The sequence below is a fragment of the Chryseobacterium sediminis genome (assembly GCF_008386505.1).
Taxonomy (GTDB): Bacteria; Bacteroidota; Bacteroidia; order Flavobacteriales; family Weeksellaceae; genus Chryseobacterium; species Chryseobacterium sediminis.
In genome coordinates this window covers 574,705-595,782 of the sequence record NZ_VUNZ01000003.1, presented here as the reverse complement: position 1 = coordinate 595,782, position 21,078 = coordinate 574,705, and the positions used below count along the sequence as shown (strand labels likewise).

Sequence of the window (21,078 nt, the reverse complement as noted above, 5' to 3'; positions counted from 1 at the left end):
GTGACCCGGCTGGGATTCGAACCCAGGACCCATACATTAAAAGTGTATTGCTCTACCAGCTGAGCTACCGAGTCGGCCAATTACTTTTTCAAGTAAATCCCTTTGTTTAAGGGACTGCAAAGATAGAAAAACCCTCCTTAAATCCAAACTTTTCAGGGCTTTTTTATGATAAAATATTCAACAAAAAAGTCAAACAGCTGTTTATAAATCAATTACGTTAATTATTTTTTTTCAATAAAAATCACAGGAATAATGGGAATTACCGGATGAACCAATTTTTTGGACCTAAAAAATATTTTGCTGAATCAAAAACAAAACATATCTTAGTAACTAAGATAATTAGTAAATAATTAATTTAATGACTAAAGATACTATCTCCCATTTTCGCGAAGCCAGCAGAACATATTCTGATGCTTCCATTTTCATGCATGAAGCTATTGCCAGAAAAGCAGGGCTTTCCAGTGCTGATCATAAATATCTTGGACTTATTCTGCAATATGAGTCTATAACAGCCGGCGAAATTTCTAAGTTGACAAGACTTACTACCGGTGCAGTAACTGGATTAATAGACCGTTTGGAAAAGAAAGATCTTCTTAAAAGGCAGTTTATACAGGAAGACCGAAGAAAAGTAATCATTATCCCGAATGTTGAGAACAGTATGAAATTGCTGAGTCCTATTTTTGATGAACTACAGAAGAAAACACTTAACCTCATCTCTACTTTTTCTAAAAAAGAAATAGAAACTATTGAACGTTATTTCCGGGAAGCTACTATGATTATGAAACAAACAGCAGATGACCTAAACAACTCATAAATCAACATAAAACCATGGAAAGTTTAACAGCTACTTATATAACCCGCGCAGAAATATGGCTTTGCATTACAACACTGCTTTATTTCCTTATGAATGGTGCGCAGATATTTGAAACTCTTATCTTCGTTCCTAAATGGGCTTCTTCCCCACCCGACACCTTTAAGTTCCTTCAGGATGGAAAAGGAACAAGCCTGAAGTTTTTTTGGATCATCCTGCATTCTCTGCATGAACTTGCATTTATTCTTGCCATTATTTTTTGCTGGAAAATTGATCCGGTAAGGAACTGGCTTTTGGCTTTATTCATCATTCACGCAGCTGTAAGAGTCTGGACATTAACATTTTTTGCGCCAAATATCATACAGTTTCAAAGCTTGGCATCATCCTCTTCTATTTCAGAAGAAATAGTATCCAGAATCTCGCTATGGAAAACCCTCAACTATATTCGGGTAGCTATTTACATTGTCATTTCAATAGGCTTTATTCCTCTTTGTATTAAACTATTCACCTTCCGTCAATAAATTAAATCTTACTATTTTTAATAGTTTTTGCCGGCTCTTTACAGTCGGCAAAAATTATTAAATCAAATTCTTTTTAAACTGAAGCATCAGCTTTACTATTCTGATATTCAAAAAGTTTGATGATAGCATCAACGGTTTCCTGACCAAAATGTTTTCCAATAAGATAAAGTGCAGCATCAATTCCGGCCGTAATACCTGCAGTAGTTATTAACTGTTCCTGATCAATATAACGTATATTCCGGATTACATTGGCTTCCGGATTATGCTGTTCTAAAACATCCAGCAACATACTATGCGTTGTGATATTACGACCCGTAAGTATATCTGTTCCGGATAGCAGCATACTTCCCGTGCATACTGTAAATATAACAGTTCCGGTATCGTAATGATTTTTAATCCATTTAAGGACAGTTTCCCGAAAGTTTTCATCCTTACTATATTTCATAATCTGATCAGGATTTGCTCCGGGAATAACAATCATATCCGGCTTTGGACACGTCTGTAAGTCATAAGTAGGAATAAGAGCCATCGTATTTGCTTCTGTGTATATGGCTTCTTTTGTTTTTCCGACTGTAAAGCAATAATAACTATCTGGTTGTATGACATTTGCTTTAACAAAAACATCTAAAGGGCCATTTAAATCAAGTACTTCCACCTGATCATAGACTAAAAATGCAACATTCATTGTTTTACTGTTTTGTTCGTGTTTCATAATTCTATTATTTTAAGATGATTATTTGTTGAATAAAGACATAGCTCTTCCTTACTGACAATTGATGATCATCAGCCTTAAGGTAAATAAGCAAGAAAAAAAGATTATTCTGTGCGCTTGAATGTTTTTCGGTATTGCGCCGGGGTAAGGGAAATATTTTTAATGAATAAACGACGCAGCGATACTACACTACTAAAGCCACACTTCTCAGCAATTGTTTCTATACTCATATCCGTATATTCAAGCATATTTCTGGCCTGATCCAATCTCATTTTTTCAATAAACCTGCCTGGAGTTATTCCTGATTCTTTCACAAACACTCTTGAAAAATTACGGGTACTCATGTTCAGAGACTCAGCAATGTATTCTACCGTTATCGTTTCTCCTAGTTTGTCTTTCAACAGATCACGGACCTGTTTTGTGAAAGGAGACATTGTTTCATATTCCGGCAGTGCATTTCCAAACTGAGACTGCATTCCGGGCCTTTTTAAATGCAGAACAAGGTGACAGGCGACTTCTGCTGCCAAAGCTTTACCAAAATCCTCTTCCAGGAGCGCCAGCGCAAGATCCATTCCTGAAGAAACACCTCCTGAAGTGTAGATAGGTTTATCACAAATAAAAAATGGATTAACATTGACCTCCAGCTCTGGGTAAGATTTCTGCAGTGCATCCGCAAATTTCCAATGGGTAGTCACTTGTCGCCCATCCAGCAGACCTGCTTTGGCAAGTACAAATGCTCCCACACATACTGATCCCATCCGCCTTACTTGTGTCTTTATATTTTGCAGATAATGATAAACATCTGGATTAATCTCATCCAGCACGCTCAAAGTAGTGCCGGCAACGAGTAAAGTATCTATAGGAAAGTCAATATCATAAATGGTTTGACTGCATGATAACGGCATTCCCGAACCGGAATATATTATCTTTTCTGATGTTCCGGATACCAGATGAACATGATAACCGGAATCCTGACTTTCACTGTTCAAAAAGCGATTTGCTGATGTAAAAACATCCCACGGGCCGGCAATATCAAGCAGCTGCACCTGTGGTAATGCCAAAAGCACTATATTTTTCTTCCCGCTATGCTGTACTTCTTTCTTCATATCTCGTTCTGTATGAGTACAAATGTAGAGAGAAAGCTCCTTGTCTGCAATGACAAAAAACATACAGTTCCGGCCAAAATATCTTTTTTTGTCTTAACAAAAGAGACTGCCTTATCAGACAGTCTCAGCACTCTACTATAAAATTAGCCTAATAAGCTATACTTTCAAAATATTAAATATTAAATTTCACCTAAGCTGGCGACAGTCTTCGGGATTTCAAATAAAGAGCTGTCCGGTTCAGATAAGGGAAAAGAAAAATCAGTAGCAGTGAAGCCGCAAGAAGCCACACCATCATTTCATAATAATCCATGGCAAAACGGACATGATCCTGAACATTCATTCTTCCCACCAGCATTTTATTGGCCGCTTTTATTGCTTTATCTTCAGGCATTCCTCTGGAAATAAGTTTAGCAGTCTGCTGATGAAGAAAGTTTTTGACTGCCGGATCCACAGCACTTAAATGATCCTGAAAAGCATTATAATGACGGCTTTTTTCAAACAATTCAAAAAAATTGATCAGTGCTATACTGATGCAAAAACCCAGATATCGGACTGCCAGAGCCATTGCAGCGGCTGAAGGACCAATAATAGCAGGAACTGAGGAAATAATAAAAATAATCGTCGGAACCATAATTAATCCCACCCCCAATCCCTGAAGGAACAACGGAATATAATAATTAAACTCATCCGCCTGAACGTCAAAAGAATAATACATTAATCCATGAAAAATCAACAGTATTAAAAATCCGGAACCCCAGATATACCGTATATTTTTCTTTTGCAGCACCATACAACAGGCAATAATTACTCCCACAATCAACCCTGCAAGATTGAAAATATTTATATAGGAAATATGAAACGGATCCAGATGCAGTTCTGATGCAAAATAACTGTTGACAATTCCAGATGCAAACCTACAGATATACATCACAAAAAGGATCAGCAATCCTACTTTGAAATTTCTGTATTTAAAAATCCTCAGATCAATATAAGGTCTTTTAATGGCCTTTTGACGGAAAATGGATATTCCACCCAAAACAACAATTCCTATAACACTTCCCAAAATCCTTTTATCTTCCAGCCAGTAATATTCCTGCCCGAAAATGGTAATATATCCCACCAATACCAGGATAGTGCTGAAAAGTCCAAAGCTCTGCCAATCGAGCTTATACAGATGAAATCTCGCATGAGTTCTGTAATTGCTCATGGCAAGAGTAAGAAAAATAAGTCCCGGCAGGTAAGAGAATATGGCCGTTTTATAGACAATATTAAAATTATAAGAATCGATAAGATCTGCTGTGATCAGATTATTAAATGGCAAAGCACAGATCAGAATTCCGAAGAATACTGAAAAACTAATTTCCCTTCCTCTTTCACTGCTCAGCCTTGTAAAAATAAGGGTAAGCGAAAGGTTCACGTTTCCTGCAAATAACATTCCCTGTATGAAACGCACCGGAAACAGGATATAAATTTCACGGGTAAAATAACATATCAGGCAGGCCAGAATCTGCAGTGTGGTAAACAGAAGAAAATATTCTTTTGCAGCCAGAAAGCTGAAAAACCTTCTTTCCAGACTGTAAAATCCTACATACCCTGCGTAGAACAGTGCTACTGAAAACTGAATATCAGCCGGTTCGCTCCCGTAATAGCCCGCTGCTGCATTCACATTAGCCAAAGGAAGAAAAAAGATAATGATTCCCGGAAGCGTCATTGAAAAAAGAATGATTTTAACAAGCCATTCCGGAGCCCAGTTTTTAAAATAAGGCATCTGTCTTTTAACCATTGGAATGCTTTTTATCAGCGTATACATTCACGTTCATTCCCACTTTCAGGACATCAATATCTTTTCTTATTCCATCTACTTTTATTCTCACAGGAATACGCTGAACAATCTTCACATAGTTCCCCGTGGAATTATCCGGTGGCAGCAATGAAAAACTTGATCCGGTAGCCGGAGAAAGCGAAATAATGGTTCCTTTAAACTCCCTGTCAGGATAAGAATCTGCTACAATTTTCACATGATCCCCGATATGCATATCCTTGATCTGCGTTTCCTTATAATTCGCAACCACCCATTTATCTGTTTCATTATTGACAATAAATGCCAACGTTTCTCCGGCATCAATCATCTGCCCTACTTCAACGGTTCTTCGCCCCATTCTTCCATCATAAGCGGCGGTGACTGCGGTATAGCTTACATCCAGTTTGTGACGGTCCAACAGAGCTTCCAGCCTTACAATTTCTGCCAGTACAACCGTTTTTTCTGCCTGAATATCATTTATTTTTGATTTTGAAGCTGCATAATTATCCTGAGAAGACTTGTAATCACTTTCATTGACATCCAAAGTTGCTTTTACATCTTCAAGCCTTTGTTTTGTGGCAGATTCTTCATCATAGAGTTTTTTATATCTGTTATAATCAAGCTGCTGCTTCCATACTTTTGCTTTATTGGCATCTATCTGAGCCATTGCTGCGGCGGCTTCCTTTTCTGTGGTTCCTGTGTTGCTTTCCAGTACTTTCAGCTGGGCACGGGCTTTCTGCAGAGCTGCCTGAGCCTGTTTTTGCTGAAGGATATATTCACGGTTATCTATAATAAGAAGGGTATCACCTTTTTTAACTTCCTGATTTTCTTCAAATTTTACAGCGACAATGAATCCTCCGGCTCTTGAAATAATAGGGTTTACATATTCCTGAACCTGCGCATCATTGGTCTGTTCATAAGCGTAGTAGTTCTTTAGAGTAAAACCGCCCCATACGGCAAGTGCGGCAACGATTAAAACTGAAATCCATCCTGTGATCTTTGTGATCAGTCTATCCGTGGGAGTATATTTTTTTTTCATTGTATTATAAAACGCCTGTAATGTTTTGTAGTAAATAATAATTATTCTGTGCCATAATTTTTGCGGCTTCCAATTCAAATTTTGTCTGAAGAAGCTGTATATCTGCATCCAGCAGTTCTGTGATAAGAGAAGTCTGGCTGAAATAAGTGTTCTTAATGATGCGCGCATTCTCCTTAGCCTGGATGACATTAGCTTCCGCAACCTTTATCTGTTCAAGTGCTTCCTGATACCTCAGATAGGCTTCTTTCACCTGTTGTCTTACTTTATCTTCCGTATCTTTGTGTACCTCCTCTTCTTTCTCAAATTCCAGCTGTGCGGCTTTTACTTTGTGGGTGTTATGGTAAAGGGAAGAGATGGAAAAAGACGCCTTGATACCAACTATTCCCAATGAATACCAATAAGGATTATAGGGATAAAGAAAAATCTGCGGATTGGCATAGTAAAACTCACCATACATCCCGATTTTAGGCCTTACATTCGCTTTTACCTGTTTCAGTTTAATCTTACTCAGTTCTGTCTGCTGTTCAGAGACATGATAACTGAAAGAGTGATCCAGTGCCAGTTTCAGATAATCGCTGTAAGAAGTATTTTCATTCCATTGGTTAGAAGGTTCTTCAGGAATAACTGTCTGTTCATCAGGAATACCAAGGATAATATTCAGTTTTTGTGTAGCAATAAGAATATCATTTTCTATCGTCACCAAAGCCATCTTCCGCTTTGAAAGTTCAAGCTCAATCCTTAAAACATCACTTTTCAAAACGACTCCGTTTTTATAAAGGGACTGAATTTCTTTAAGCTGTGTTTTCTGATCGGCAATATCTTGCTGTATAAGGTTTCTGAAAATTAAAGTTTTCTGAAGTTCAAGATAAAGAGCTGCTGTTTTGTAATGAATATCAGAAACAGACTGCTCTTTCTGGATATCCTTAATTTTCTGAAGGGTCTGGTTTTCTTTAATCTTAAGATTCAGCTTGTTTCCGTTATAAATGTTCAGATAAAAATCTGCTCCGGCCCGATACAGCGTGTGAATGACTTCATGCTGGGTGGGTTTGGAAAAGATTCCGTTTTCATAAATAGGAATATTGGACGCTTTTTCAGCAGAACCTTTTACTTCTATTTCCGGAAGCCGTTCTCTTTTCGCATCTTTTACTTCAGCTTCCGCAATGTCTACATTGATGGTATTGATTCTGATATGACGGCTGTTTTCTTCAGCTTTTTGCCATGCATCTTTTAAGGAGAGTCGTAGGGTATCCTTTGTTGGAGTGCCTGTCTGAGCTGATATTGTGTAGGAAATTCCCAGCATCAGCAATCCGGCGACATAAATTTTCATTTGAATTTTTGAATTATTGCACTGCAAATTTATTCTCAATCCGGAAATTATATTTATCTAAAATAGTCAACTTTTACATGATTCCGGCCAAATGATTATATTTGTATTTTCATTGATATTTTTATAATTTTTATGGGATTAATTGCTGCACTGCCTGATATTGATAAAGATGACAAAAGTGTATTTGTCATGCACGAAAAATCAGAAAAACTGATTCCTTTCCACAAGCATACAAAAGGGCAGCTGAGTTATGTAGAAGGCGGTATTGCTTATATTACGATCGACAACAGGACGTATGTGGTTCCGGCCCGGCATTTCTTTTGGATTCCTCAGGGAATGGAACATATTTTAGAAATCGGGCACTCCGCCACTGTTCTGCGTTCTCTCTATTTTTATGCTCATGATGATCACACAGATCCTTTCTACAGCAGACTGGGAATATATCCGGCATCAGAACTGCTGATTCAGATGATTAAGTATACTGAAATATGGGATGAAAAACATGTGACAGCAAAAGACGAAAACTTTGAATTTCTTGTTGCTTTAAAAAAAATCCTGCCCAAAACCCATCAACAGCCTTTACCCATCATTCTTCCTGCCACTCACAACAAACAGATGATGAGAATTGTATCTTACCTGGAATGGAATATAGGGGAAAAACTTACTTTGGCCAATGTAAGCACCAGATTCGGGCTTAGTGAGCGCTCTATGTCCCGTCTTTTTAAGGCAGACATGGATATTTCTTTTCTTCAATACCTGAAAACGTTAAGAATCATCAAAGCCATTGAATTGCTTTTAAATACAGACAAACCCATCAATGAAATTGCTGATGATGTGGGTTACAGCTCAATCAGCGCCTTTAGTGATACGTTCCGTGAATTTACACAATCCAGACCCTCAGACCTCAGAAAGAGTAATAAAACGACTCAAAATTCCATCGGATAATCAATTTACTTATGATCTTCGTCAGCTTTAAAAAAATAAAAGAGTAATTTGTCTTTTATTGAAAATATCTTTCTATCTTTGTCTCATAAAACTCAGAAAAATGTTTTCAAAAACCTGTGAATATGCTTTAAGAGCTTTGATCTACATCGCCCAGCAGTCTAAAAATGACAGCAGGGTCGGGATTAAAGATATTTCAAAAAGCATCCATTCGCCGGAACATTTCATCGCCAAAATTTTACAGGACCTCAGCAGAAAAGGATTTGTACAATCTGCCAAGGGCCCGAATGGTGGTTTTTATATGGATCAGAAAAACCTGCAGACTTCTATTGCTGATATTGTAAGGGAAATTGATGGTGATAAGCTTTTCTCCGGTTGCGGACTTGGATTGGAGCAATGCTCAGAGACCCATCCCTGTCCTTTGCATGATCAGTTTAAAAGCATCAGACAAGATCTCCGTATTATGCTTGAAACTTCAAAAATTCAAAATTTTGTTGATAACCTGGATTTAAAATTAACCTATCTGAAGGCATAAAAAAATTTAAACAAATAAAAGACAAAAAGGTATTTATATATTAATAAATCCAAAAAACTACTCCTCTCATTAACTTTTTAAATAATAATCTAATGCATACAGAAAATATTGAAAAAATGTCCGGACACTGGTTACTGGCTAAAATTGGTAAAAAAGTGTTACGCCCCGGAGGCCTTTCTCTTACTAAAAAGATGCTGTCAATGCTGAACATCACCTCTGCTGATGACATTGTGGAATTTGCTCCCGGCCTTGGTTTCACTGCACATATGACCTTAGAAAAAAAGCCTGCTTCTTACATAGGAATTGATGCAGAACAAAATGCGATAGATTATCTGAATAGAGAATTTGGTGGGACTTCGGCTCAATTTAAACTGGGAAATGCTGCAGAAAGTTCTTTACCAGAACTATCAGCCAGTAAAGTATATGGAGAAGCTATGCTGAGTATGCATGCAGACCACCGGAAAGCAGAAATTATTCAGGAAGCTTATAGAATCTTACAATCTCAGGGGTATTATGCAATTCATGAACTGGCTTTAAGACCTGATGATCTCGACAGTAATGTAAAACTGCATATTCAGAAGGAACTGGCTTTAGCAATCAAGGTCAATGCACGTCCACTAACCGTTTCTGAATGGACAACACTATTGGAAAAGGGTGGATTTAAAGTACTGAAAGTAGAAACTGCACCGATGCATCTCCTGGAACCTCAAAGAATTATTGATGATGAAGGAGTTTCCGGAGCCGTTAAAATTGCTAAAAATATATTGCTCAACCCTTCCATCAGAAAGAGAGTTTTCCAAATGAAAAAAATATTCAAAAAACATGAAAAAAATATGTGCGCTGTAGTGATTATCGCGAGAAAAGAATAAGTTTTTAAAGTGATAAAAGTCAGAATAAATAAAAGACAATTCGCTCTTTTCTACTGAAAATAGATTATATATTTGTATAAGAAAAGAAGAAAAAAGCATCCTCAAAACCGGTAAAAACACGGTTCATCTGCAATTCAGAATTAAAACATCCCTGCCATCATATGAAGCAACAGATTCATATTGCATAATATAAAAACTAATATTTATTGATCATTTGATAAAATTTATTTTAAAAACCAATTAAGTAAAGGACAAAAAGGTATTAATATCTAAATAATATAGTAAAATGAAACTGAGTGCTAAAAATCCTCTTGTGTTAATGATGCTTTGCCTGATGGCAGGTGTTTTTATCACGGTCAGTTTTCTGGAAACACCCTTAAAGTTTCAGGTTCCGGGAATGACCCTTCCCGTAGCCCTTGAACTGGGAATGATGATGTTTGGTGTATCTACTAAAATACAATGTGTTTTCCTTATTCTTATTATAGCAGGAATGGCCGTAAGCCGAAAAAAATATACAAAAACAGACTTTATAATAATAGCCGTTGTATTCGCTCTCCTGTTGTTAGAAAAGTTCTGGATGCTTCCTGTCCTCGATGAGCGGGCTCAACTGTTATCAGCCGGAAAACCTGTTTTATCATCAGAAATGCATAACTATTTCATCTATGCTGAATCTGCCAAAGCAATCTTCCTGTGTATAGCCATCAGCTTACAATTTACAAAACAAAAAAATGAATACTGAAGCAATTCTGTACAATGTTTACTCCAGCATAAAAATTTAAACCATTAATTCCCTTATTATGAAAAAAACGATCGTACTCACCACAGCATTATGCACAGTGATGATATTCAATGCCTGCAAACAAAACACCTCTGAAGGCACAATTCATAGCACCAATACGGAGAATATCAAAACGGATGGAACAAGCGAAGAACTAAAAATGCCGGCTCCACCTAATGTTCCCGCCCCTGTTGGAACCCGTGCCGCTAAAAAAATCATTGTAAAACTAGAAACGATAGAGAAAACAGGTGAACTGGCAGATGGAACACAATATAATTTCTGGACTTTCAACGGAACAGTTCCCGGAAGCTTTATCCGGGCAAGAGTTGGAGATGATATTGAGCTTCATCTTAAAAACCATGAAAATAATACCTTCCCTCATAATATTGACCTCCATGCTGTGAACGGACCTGGCGGTGGTGCTGAAGCTACTTTTGTGGCTCCCGGTAAAGAAGCTACCTTTACTTTCAAAGCATTAAACCCCGGATTATATGTTTACCACTGTGCAACAGCACCTGTAGGAATGCATATTGCCAACGGAATGTACGGCCTTATTCTTATAGAACCCGAAGGCGGACTTCCAAAAGTAGACAAGGAATTCTACATCATGCAGGGTGACTTTTATACTAAAGGAAAATTCGGAGACAAAGGACTGCAGGAGTTTGATATGGACAAGGCGATTGCCGAACATCCCGAATATGTAGTCTTTAATGGAAATACAGCCTCTCTTTTAGGCGATAAAGAACTTCAGGTAAAAACAGGAGAAACAGTAAGGTTCTTTGTAGGGAACGGCGGTCCGAATCTTACCTCTTCTTTCCATATTATCGGAGAAATCTTTGACAAAGTATACATCGAGGGAGGCAGCAAAATAAATGATAATGTACAGACCACCGTAATTCCTCCCGGAGGAGCGTCTATTGTAGAGTTTAAAGCAACAGTTCCCGGAGAATATGTGATTGTAGATCATGCCATCTTCAGGGCATTCAACAAAGGTGCCTTAGGCAAGATTAAAGTAACCGGACCAGAAAATCCGGCAGTGTATAAAAAGAATCAGTAATGAATTAAGGTTCATTGAGGTTTTAAAAGAGAAGCAATGAGAACTTTTGTAATTATAATAGGACTCGCAGCCTGTTCAGTAATGACATCTTGTTCTGAAAAGCCGAAAAGTGCGAAAGTAAAAACTCCAGTCCAAAACCATTTAAACCTGATTGTAAGTCAGAAAAAAATGGCCAGAATACCGGGAGGAACCTATAAAGCTTTCATCGGCAAAGATTCAGGAAGGATTGTAAGAGTACAGACTTTTTATCTGGATGACAGCCCTATTACAAATCGGGAATATCTTGAATTTCTTAAAGCAAATCCTCAATGGACACGGAGTAAAGTACTAAGACTTTATGCAGATCTTAATTACCTGAAACATTGGAAAAGTGATTATGAAATCCCGGCAGGAATAAGTCCTGAAGCACCCGTTACCAATGTTTCATGGTTTGCAGCCGAAGCGTATGCAAAAAGTGCAGGAAAAAGACTTCCGGCAATTGATGAATGGGAATATGTGGCGCTGGCAGATCAACATACTCCGGATGCCTCCAAAGATCCCGCTTTTACAGATTATATTCTGAAAGCTTATCAAAAAAAGGATAAAAACAAACAACCAATAAAACGAGAAACGCCCAATTATTACGGAGTTTATAACATGTACGGAATGGTTTGGGAATGGACTTATGATTTCAACTCAGTGATGATGAGCGGTGAATCCAGAAAAGATAATACAGTGAATGACAACCTCTTCTGTGCCGGAGCAGCAGTAACTTCTTCTGATTTAAGAAATTACGCAGCCTTTATCCGGTATGCATTAAGAGGTAGCATAAAAGCTGATTACTGCCTTAATAATCTTGGATTCAGATGTGCTAAAAACAAAAATTGATCTTATGAAAAATATAACCCTGATATTGCTGGCTTTGATGATACTATCCTGCAGCAAGAAAAATGAAGAGATAAGCCCTGATTCTATCTACAATGTACAGACAACCTGGGAGAAGCAGGATGGTGAGAACATTACATTCTCTGATCTGAAAGGAAAAGTACTGGTAACGGCAATGATTTTCACTTCCTGTAAAACGGCCTGTCCAAAACTGACCGCGGAAATGAGAACAATTGCCCAGAAAGTAGGAAAAGCAGATCCAAAGGACATTCAGTATGTATTAATTTCCATTGATCCGGAAAATGATACTCCAAAAGTAATGAAGAGATACCTGTATGTAAACCGATTCGATGAGAAAGAATGGACTTTCATCCGAGGTAATGAAGAAGATACCAGAGAACTAGCCAATATAATGGCTGTAAAATACAAGCAGATATCCCCTATAGAATTCTCCCATTCCAATATCATTACCGTGTATTCAAAAAAGGGAACTCTTGCTTTTCAAAAAGAAGGTCTCGATAGTGATTACGAAGCTATTGTGAACGAAATAAAAAAACAAATACAACTTTAAATGGATAAGATTATGAAAAAATTACTTGTAGCAGTTTCACTGTTTTCACTTGCTGTAACTTCATGTTCAGATAAAAAAGGTACAGATCCCATTCCTCAGCCACAGGAAACCAACACAATGCTGGAAGAACCAAAACCTCAGGCCGAGACTCCGGCATCCACCCCACTTTCAGGAGCAGATGCAGAAATTGCTGAAGGAAAATCCCTGGTGGAAGGCACAGACTGTTTATCATGCCATAAAATAGATTCAAAACTTGTTGGTCCGGCCTATCAGGAAGTTGCAGCAAAATACAAAGAAGCAGATCTTGATATGCTTGCACAGAAAATTATTGACGGCGGTAAAGGTAACTGGGGCGAAATTCCCATGACTCCTCATGCAGGATTGAGTAAAGATAACGCCAAGCTGATGGTAAAGTACATTCTGTCACTTAAGAAGTAGTAAAAAAAATTTAAAATAATAAAAGACAAAAAAGTATTATATTATGAATACAAGAACAGACTTTATAGGAAATATGGTTGCTGAAGATTTCAGAACGGCTGCAATTTTTAAAAGACACGGAATTGATTTCTGCTGCAAAGGCGGAAGAACTATAGAAGAAGCCTGCAACAATAAAAAACTGGCTCCGGAAAAGATTTATCAGGAACTCGAAGCTCTTCCAAAAAATGAAGGATCTGCAATAGATTTCAACAGCTGGCCTTTGGATTTGCTGGCAGATTATATTGAGAAAACCCATCACAGGTACGTAGAAGAAAAAACACCTATTCTGCAAGCTTTCCTTGATAAATTATGTAAAGTACACGGAGACAGACATCCGGAGCTATTTGAAATTAATGCATTATTCAATGAATCGGCTCACGATCTGGCAGCTCACATGAAAAAAGAAGAACTGATCCTGTTTCCTTTTGTACGAAATATGGTGAAGGCCAGAATATCAGGAGAGGCCCTCCTCCAGCCTGCCTTCGGAACAGTAGAAAACCCAGTTAATATGATGCAGCACGAGCATACAGTGGAAGGTGAACGTTTCAGAAAGATTGCGGAAATCACGGATGAATATCTTCCTCCAGCAGATGCCTGCAATACCTATAAAGTAGCATTTGCCATGCTTCAGGATTTTGAAAATGACTTACATAAACACATTCATCTTGAAAATAATATCCTTTTCCCAAAAGCAATCCAACTAGAGAAAGAATTTGCCGTTGAATCTTAAATACTAATACAGAATGACACCTAAAAAACTTTGGATATGGCTTGCGGTAGTAATGGTTGCTTCGTTTGCTGTCCTTATCTTTTATGGAACTGAAATTTACAGAAAAGTCCCCCCAATTCCTGAGAAAGTAGTCACTACAAATGGAACTGTAATCGCTACCGGACAGGATATAAAAGACGGGCAGAATGTCTGGCAGTCTATTGGAGGGCAAACGGTAGGAAGTATCTGGGGACATGGTGCTTATATTGCTCCGGACTGGACCGCAGACTACCTTCACAGGGAATCTGTGCTGCTGCTTGATGAATTGGCAAAAAAAGACGGCAAAATATATAAAGATCTTCCGGATGATGAACAGGCTAAATATCAGGTACTGCTGAAGAAAGAACTTCGTACCAACACCTTTAATGAAAACAGCAATGAAATTGTTTTCTCTCCTGAACGGGCTGAGGTGCAGAAACAATTAGCCCAGTATTATTCAAAATTATTCATGAATGATGCTTCTATGGCAAAGCTCCGGGATCAGTATGCTATCCCGGAGAATACCATCAAAGATACCGGAAGAATGGCTCAAATGAATGCTTTCTTTGCCTGGAGTACGTGGGTATGTATTACAGAAAGACCTGGAGATGATGTGACGTATACCAATAACTGGCCTCATGATGAATCGGTAGGAAACGTTCCTCCACCTTCACTGCATTTATGGTCTGGTTTCAGTGTGTTGCTTTTGTTGGGATGTGTAGGTCTTCTGGTATTTTACCATGCCAGAAATAAAGAGGAAGAAGTGAGCGAAATTCTTCCCCTTGAAGATCCGTTGCGAAATATGAAGCCTACTCCTTCTATGAAAGCTACTTTAAAATACATTTGGGTGGTTGCTTTATTAATTCTGGTTCAAATGCTCGCAGGAGTTGTTACTGCTCACTATGGTGTGGAAGGAAGCGGGTTTTATGGTATTCCTCTAGATCAGTTTTTACCTCAGTCGGTTTCCAGAAGCTGGCATGTACAGCTTGCCATATTCTGGATTGCTACCTCATGGCTGGCGACGGGACTTTATATTGCTCCGGCTGTTTCAGGACATGAACCGAAATATCAGAAACTGGGAGTCAATATCTTATTCGGAGCTTTACTGATCGTTGTTCTGGGATCTCTTACCGGGCAATGGCTTGGGGTGATGCAAAAGCTTGGTCTTGTTGATAATTTCCTTTGGGGACATCAGGGGTATGAGTATGTGGAACTTGGAAGAGTCTGGCAGATTTTATTACTGATAGGTCTTATTTTATGGCTGGTTCTCATGGTTAGAGCTTTGCTACCTGCTTTAAGACGTAAAGATGGAGACCGTCATTTACTCACGCTGTTTACCCTTTCAGCCGTAGCCATTGCGTTATTTTATGGGGCAGGATTAATGTACGGAAGACAAACCCATATGGCCATTGCCGAATATTGGAGATGGTGGGTAGTTCACCTGTGGGTAGAAGGCTTTTTTGAAGTATTTGCAACGGTAGTCGCAGCATTTTTATTTACTCGATTAGGATTATTGAGATTGAAATCTGCTACAAATTCGGTATTATTTTCTACAATTATTTTTCTTGCCGGAGGGATCTTGGGAACATTCCATCACCTTTATTTCAGTGCTACGCCTACAGCAGTATTGGCATTAGGTGCTACTTTCAGCGCATTGGAAATTGTACCGCTTGTCCTGATTGGTTATGAGGCATACCAAAATTACCAGCTGAGTAAATCTACCAAATGGATTCAGGCTTATAAATGGCCGATCTATTGCTTCATTGCTATGTGTTTCTGGAACTTTTTGGGTGCAGGAATTTTTGGATTCGCCATCAATCCTCCAATAGCACTTTATTATATTCAGGGATTAAATACCACTGCTGTTCATGGTCATGCTGCTTTGTTCGGAGTATATGGAATCTTAGGAATCGGATTAATGTTGTTTGTATTGCGGGGACTTTATCCTGACAGACAATGGAATGATAAATTAATAGGCTGGGCTTTCTGGCTGACTAATATCGGATTGCTGGTCATGGTAACCATCAGTCTTCTTCCTATAGGCATCATGCAGTCTGTAGCCTCTATCAAAGAAGGTTACTGGTATGCTCGTTCTGCGGAATTTATGCAGACGGATATCATGCACTTCCTGAGATGGATGCGTGTTCCGGGGGATATTTTACTGGCTGCAGGTGAGCTGCTTCTGGTACTATTCATCATCGGACTTAAATTGGGTTGGTCGTTGAAAGAAAAACGTTAGCATTCTTTATTCAAGCCTCATGAGTTATCCAGCTTGTGAGGTTTGATTACCTTTAAATTATTTTACTTTAACGCAAAGAACTCTTACTATCCTATATTTCAAAAGAAGGCAAAGGAGAGCGACTTTGTCTCAGATGAAGTGCTTTGATTATGCATTCGCTTAATAAATAATCAATTCCATTGATTATTCCCTTCGCTCCCTTAAGATCATAACAAGTTTAGATGAAACTTTGCGTTTATAAATAGTAAAATTATAGACACTCTTTAATAAAAAATTATGAAACGCAATGAAAATATTATCCCGCTTTCCAAAGATCATCATTTCGGGCTTCTATGCAGTTGGAAAATAAGACAGGGACTGAAAAAAGAAATCGAGATTTCCCGGATTAAAGATTATATTCTGTATTTCTGGAATCATCATCTGAAAAAACATTTCAGTGAAGAAGAAGAAATTCTGTTTCTCTATCTTGAGGATGAATATACACTCCGCATACAAAGAGAACACCAACAGATTAAGGATATTGTTTCTCAACTTCCATCATCAGAGAACACTTCTCTTATTTCAGGTTTTGCAGATCTTCTGGAACAGCATATCCGTTTTGAAGAGCGTGAATGGTTTCCTCATCTTGAAGAAAAACTGGAAACCTCTGTTCTAAAGAAAATCGGAAAGGAACTGAATGATATTCATACAGAAGAAAAGGATGATTATGAAGATGAATTCTGGAAATAAGCCCGACTTTATTTTATTTATACTATCATGTTGTTTACACTTACAAACCACAAAAGCTTTTATTTTAAAACGCTTTAGCCCAATTAGGTAAGTTTAAAATACTCCCGCAGAAAAGCTCACATAAGATGAAAATCAAATATTTTCACAAAACTTAGGTGTACTTATTATCTATAAATTTTGGCTCTAAAAAATTAAGTATTTAAAACTTTTGTGCCTTTTGTGGTTAAAAATCATCAATGTAAAAGTTTAGACAGATTCTCTATTAAAAAAAAAGACTGTATCAAAAGGCAAATTATTGACTTTTGTCATTCTGACGAAGGAAAAATCTAATTGGCGATAAAACATATGAGATTCTTCATTACATTGCATTTCATTCAGAATGACACTTTTGAAACAGCCTCTTTTCATTTATAGTTTATTGTGTCACTTTCATCATCGCATTGGTAATCTCAATTTCTTTTTTTCTGGAATAAACAGAATCAAAAGGCTCCATGACATTGAATAAATACTGGTAAAAAGGGGCAATCTGGCGTACATTTTCAGCTTCTTTCATTGCTTTCTCTTTGCCCATTTGCTGCAGTCCTTTTATAAAAACACTGAATTTTTTATCAATCGGCTCTATTGATCGTAAAAGATAGGCATGTGCTTTTTCATTCTGCCCCAATGTTTTGTAAGCTTCTGTAACTGCCGAAACCACTAGCGCATATTCCATTGGCTTTGACCTCATCTGTTTTCTAGCAGCTCCTTTAAATGCCGGAGAAAGATTTTGATAATAATCATATTCTTCAAATATTCCCTTCTTAAGAGTTTCTGCAAGTTGAAGACCTTTTTGTTCCTGCCCCGCAACAATATACCCGGTTACCATTGAGCTTAATGACCGTGGATCATTGTATTTCTCAACCGGAATTTCTTTCGCGGCAAGATCCAGCAGTTCTAATGCTTTAGCTTTCTGTCCGCTTACCACAAGCGCAGATACAGCCCTGCTTACTGACATTCTGTAACCTAAAATATTGGAAGTAGCTGTTTCATTATAATAAATAGTGAGGTCTTTAAAATTCCCCCATCTGAAGTTTTTCACCACCTGATAAAGAGAGTTGGCATCTACCCTTCCTTTATCTCCATCCGGACTCTGAGGCGTATGAATAGGAACCAGTCTGTAACTGAAACCATCAAACTGCAGATATTCATCAAGATAAAAAATATTTTCACTGTCATACATACCGCCTGATGAGAAATTAATGGGACGTTTCCAGTCGAAATTGGCCAGCATATCCAGCATCATCAGATTACTTTTGTAAAGGGTATTCGCTTCATAATTGATCATAATCTGATCCACTGCTTTAGAAAGATCAGCATGATTGATAATCCCTGATTTTACAGCATTTTCCTTATTTACCGGAAGCATAAATTTACTTACCGGGAGTATATTATATTTTTCATATTGCTTTTCCCCGAAATACATCTTTAGTAATTCATCTTTTTCGGATGATTTAAGTTTAAGGAACCTCATAGCATCTTTTAGCGTCAGAGAATCCTGAGTAAGATATTTTCTGAACTCCTGAAAAGCAGTTTCAGGCGCTCCCTGTTCTTTCAACATCTGGAAAAAGCCTTCCCAATCTTCTTTTTTCATCAGATAAACCTGATCATTAACCCCATCTCTGTACTCTTCATGAGTGAGTTCTCCCGGAATTCCCTTGGCGTTGTAGGTTCTTCTTTTTACCTGATCTATATTCCATGGAGTGGCTAAAAGGGTAAAGTTAACTGTTTTCACATCATCCCTGAATCTTTCTGTCTCCTGAATTGCCCATACCGGAAAAGTATCATTATCGCCATAAATGAAAATAATATTATCCTTAGGCAACGAACGTAAAAATGAATAGGCATAATCGCGGGCTGCTGTTTTTTTACTCCTGTCGTGCGAAGTATAATTCTGGAACCCCATCATAAAAGGAATTCCCAGCAATACTACTCCTAGGATAATATGAGTTGCATTAGATTTAAGTTTAGACTGAATCAGCCAAAGTATTGCTCCTGCTCCCAGACCAATCCAGATGGCAAAAGCATAGAATGAGCCTACCATCGCATAATCTCTTTCCCTTACTTCAAATGGTTTTACCCCGGTATAGAAAACAATTCCCATACTTGTAAGAACAAACAGCGAAAGAATAGCATAAAATCTCCCGAAGTCCCTGTTCAGCTGAAAAAAGAAACCGATAAGTCCTAAAATCAATGGCAGAAAGAAAAACTTTACGGTACTTTCATTTTTGAATTTAGCCGGCATATGATCCTGATCACCCAACAGCACATTATCAATAAAGGAAAATCCTGAGATCCAGTTCCCATTGGTGTTTTCCATATGTCCCTCAAGATCGTTCTGCCTTCCTACGAAATTCCACATCAGATATCGGACAAAGTAGTATCCGTTCTGGAAAGAGATGAAATAATCCATGTTCTGAGCAAAGGAAGGACGTTGTACCTTAATAAGATCATAAGGTTTTACTTTCAGGTAATCTTCTGCGGTAATAGAATCTCCTTCATATTTCGCTCTCAGTTCATCAAAAATCCTTTTAGCTTCCGGATTGTCTGCTACGTCTTCATTATCATAATTGAAGGTAAAATCAGGAGCGCCATACAAGGCAATATAATTTGCGGTAACCTCTTTATCTTCATTGAACATCCTCGGCATGAAACTGATATGCGATTTATTAAACACATAATTGAATCGTTCCCCCGTTTTTCTGTAGGTTCCGGTTTTTTCATCTTTTTCATAAATATCTCCTGTCACATCTCTTTTGTAACTTCCGTCTTCCTCTTTTTCCAAACCATTTTTATCGAGAAATGCGGTGTAATTCTGTCCGTAAATGGTTGGCCAGTCCCCATATTGTACCCTGTTATAATAATCTCTCATTCCTATTGCGGTATCCGGATCATTAAGATTCATCGGCGGATTGGCATTTGCTCTGATGGGAATCACCAGCCAGCAAGAGAAGCCAATCATCATATACACAAGAGATAAAACCATGGTCTGATAGACTTTTCTTTTTGTTTTCCTCGCATATTTAATCAGGAAATAACTTATTGCAGTCATAAGAACAAATGCCGCAATCGTCCCTGAATGGAAAGGAAGTCCCAGCCCGTTCACAAAGAAAATCTCAAGTTTTCCAAATATCGTCATCACCAAAGGGAAAATAATCTTGAATACAAAAGCAAGAATCCCTAATGTAATCAGATTGGCAATTATAAAACTCTTCCATGAAAAAGTATAGTTTCGGGCATAATACACCAGACATATGGCCGGAATAGCCAGCATACACATCATATGCACACCCACAGAAAGTCCGATTGTAAAGAAAATAAGAATGATCCATCTCTCATTGTCAGCAGCTTTAGATTCATTCTCCCATTTGGTGATCAGCCACACCAGCAAAGCGATAAACAGAGAAGCCATTGAATATACCTCTCCTTCTACCGCTGAAAACCAGAATGTATCTGAAAATGTAAAACATAAAGCCCCAATGACACCGGCAAACAGGATTGAAATCTCCTGAGATCTGCTAACATCCTCAAAATCTTTATTCAAAAGCCGTCTTAAAAAATGGGTAATCGTCCAGAACAGAAACAAAATGGTAAATGCACTGAATACTGCTGACATCGCATTAATAACAATAGAATAATTTTCAGCATTTCCCAACGCAAAAATACTCGCCACCGCTCCCATAATCTGGAATAAAGCAGCTCCCGGAGCATGCGTTACTTCAAGTTTAACCGCAGAAGAAATATACTCTCCACAATCCCAAAAGCTCAAGGAATGCTCCATTGTTGAAAGATAAGTGACAAGTGCAACAGCAAAAAGGAACCACCCCAATACGGTGTTCCATTTTTTAAAAGACCAGTTTTTCATATAATATTTTCAATATGTATATGACAACCGAAGGAAAAGATTTATTACATG

The 21,078-nt window shown here is 37.9% G+C and carries 18 protein-coding genes, 1 tRNA gene and 1 pseudogene; 13 read left to right on the top strand and 7 right to left on the bottom strand.

Features of this window, described 5'->3' with window-relative positions; all coding sequences use genetic code 11:
* Position 1: 1 nt before the first annotated feature.
* Positions 2-74: transfer RNA gene (locus tag FW780_RS17980), tRNA-Lys, on the bottom strand.
* Positions 75-358: 284 nt separating this feature from the next.
* On the opposite strand from FW780_RS17980, the gene FW780_RS17975 reads away from it, so the two are divergent.
* Together FW780_RS17975 and FW780_RS17970 are read left to right on the top strand one after the other, a co-directional pair.
* Positions 359-814 carry a MarR family winged helix-turn-helix transcriptional regulator gene (locus FW780_RS17975; protein ID WP_149835041.1) on the top strand — a complete coding sequence of 152 codons (456 nt, stop codon included), beginning with the start codon at positions 359-361 and terminating at the stop codon, positions 812-814.
* A 14-nt stretch (positions 815-828) separates the two neighbouring features.
* Positions 829-1,332: a transposase gene (locus FW780_RS17970; RefSeq protein ID WP_149835040.1), complete on the top strand. Its 504-nt coding sequence runs from the start codon at positions 829-831 to the stop codon at positions 1,330-1,332.
* A 73-nt stretch (positions 1,333-1,405) separates the two neighbouring features.
* Here FW780_RS17970 and FW780_RS17965 read toward each other — a convergent pair whose 3' ends face one another.
* The 5 genes from FW780_RS17965 to FW780_RS17945 all read right to left on the bottom strand — a co-directional run bounded on the left by FW780_RS17965 (position 1,406) and on the right by FW780_RS17945 (position 7,317).
* Entirely contained in the window at positions 1,406-2,044 is a 639-nt protein-coding gene (locus tag FW780_RS17965) for a DJ-1/PfpI family protein (protein ID WP_149835039.1), read from the bottom strand.
* Between the two features lie 104 nt (positions 2,045-2,148).
* Complete coding sequence (locus FW780_RS17960) at positions 2,149-3,150, bottom strand: GlxA family transcriptional regulator (RefSeq protein ID WP_167510744.1); 1,002 nt, start codon at positions 3,148-3,150, stop codon at positions 2,149-2,151.
* A gap of 190 nt (positions 3,151-3,340) precedes the next feature.
* Complete coding sequence (locus FW780_RS17955; protein WP_149835037.1) at positions 3,341-4,933, bottom strand: efflux MFS transporter permease; 1,593 nt, start codon at positions 4,931-4,933, stop codon at positions 3,341-3,343.
* Complete coding sequence (locus FW780_RS17950; RefSeq protein ID WP_149835036.1) at positions 4,926-5,990, bottom strand: HlyD family secretion protein; 1,065 nt, start codon at positions 5,988-5,990, stop codon at positions 4,926-4,928. The genes FW780_RS17955 and FW780_RS17950 overlap by 8 nt, the downstream gene beginning before the upstream one ends.
* A gap of 4 nt (positions 5,991-5,994) precedes the next feature.
* Positions 5,995-7,317 carry a TolC family protein gene (locus FW780_RS17945; protein WP_149835035.1) on the bottom strand — a complete coding sequence of 441 codons (1,323 nt, stop codon included), beginning with the start codon at positions 7,315-7,317 and terminating at the stop codon, positions 5,995-5,997.
* Positions 7,318-7,449: 132 nt separating this feature from the next.
* Here FW780_RS17945 and FW780_RS17940 point away from each other — a divergent pair, with 132 nt between their 5' ends.
* From FW780_RS17940 to FW780_RS17890, 11 genes and pseudogenes are all read left to right on the top strand, one after another.
* A complete protein-coding gene (locus FW780_RS17940) occupies positions 7,450-8,262 on the top strand; it encodes an AraC family transcriptional regulator (RefSeq protein WP_149835034.1) in 813 nt (270 codons plus the stop codon).
* 100 nt (positions 8,263-8,362) lie between these two features.
* Positions 8,363-8,794: an RrF2 family transcriptional regulator gene (locus tag FW780_RS17935; RefSeq protein WP_149835033.1), complete on the top strand. Its 432-nt coding sequence runs from the start codon at positions 8,363-8,365 to the stop codon at positions 8,792-8,794.
* Positions 8,795-8,886: 92 nt separating this feature from the next.
* Entirely contained in the window at positions 8,887-9,663 is a 777-nt protein-coding gene (locus tag FW780_RS17930; protein WP_149835032.1) for a class I SAM-dependent methyltransferase, read from the top strand.
* A 286-nt stretch (positions 9,664-9,949) separates the two neighbouring features.
* A complete protein-coding gene (locus tag FW780_RS17925) occupies positions 9,950-10,402 on the top strand; it encodes a hypothetical protein (RefSeq protein ID WP_149835031.1) in 453 nt (150 codons plus the stop codon).
* A 100-nt stretch (positions 10,403-10,502) separates the two neighbouring features.
* Positions 10,503-11,495: pseudogene (gene nirK / locus FW780_RS17920) on the top strand (copper-containing nitrite reductase); the annotation flags it as partial.
* 39 nt (positions 11,496-11,534) lie between these two features.
* Positions 11,535-12,365, top strand: a complete 831-nt coding sequence (locus FW780_RS17915) for a formylglycine-generating enzyme family protein (RefSeq protein WP_149835029.1) — start codon at positions 11,535-11,537, stop codon at positions 12,363-12,365.
* 4 nt (positions 12,366-12,369) lie between these two features.
* Positions 12,370-12,933 carry an SCO family protein gene (locus FW780_RS17910; RefSeq protein ID WP_149835028.1) on the top strand — a complete coding sequence of 188 codons (564 nt, stop codon included), beginning with the start codon at positions 12,370-12,372 and terminating at the stop codon, positions 12,931-12,933.
* A 12-nt stretch (positions 12,934-12,945) separates the two neighbouring features.
* Positions 12,946-13,371, top strand: a complete 426-nt coding sequence (locus FW780_RS17905) for a c-type cytochrome (protein WP_149835027.1) — start codon at positions 12,946-12,948, stop codon at positions 13,369-13,371.
* A gap of 43 nt (positions 13,372-13,414) precedes the next feature.
* A complete protein-coding gene (ric, locus tag FW780_RS17900; RefSeq protein ID WP_149835026.1) occupies positions 13,415-14,140 on the top strand; it encodes an iron-sulfur cluster repair di-iron protein in 726 nt (241 codons plus the stop codon).
* A 13-nt stretch (positions 14,141-14,153) separates the two neighbouring features.
* On the top strand, positions 14,154-16,397 hold the full coding sequence (locus tag FW780_RS17895; RefSeq protein WP_149835025.1) for a nitric-oxide reductase large subunit: 2,244 nt from the start codon (positions 14,154-14,156) through the stop codon (positions 16,395-16,397).
* A 276-nt stretch (positions 16,398-16,673) separates the two neighbouring features.
* A complete protein-coding gene (locus tag FW780_RS17890) occupies positions 16,674-17,126 on the top strand; it encodes a hemerythrin domain-containing protein (protein ID WP_149835024.1) in 453 nt (150 codons plus the stop codon).
* 415 nt (positions 17,127-17,541) lie between these two features.
* On the opposite strand, the gene FW780_RS17885 is transcribed toward FW780_RS17890, so the two are convergent.
* Positions 17,542-21,027 carry a glycosyltransferase family 117 protein gene (locus FW780_RS17885; RefSeq protein WP_149835023.1) on the bottom strand — a complete coding sequence of 1,162 codons (3,486 nt, stop codon included), beginning with the start codon at positions 21,025-21,027 and terminating at the stop codon, positions 17,542-17,544.
* Between the last annotated feature and the right edge of the window lie 51 nt (positions 21,028-21,078).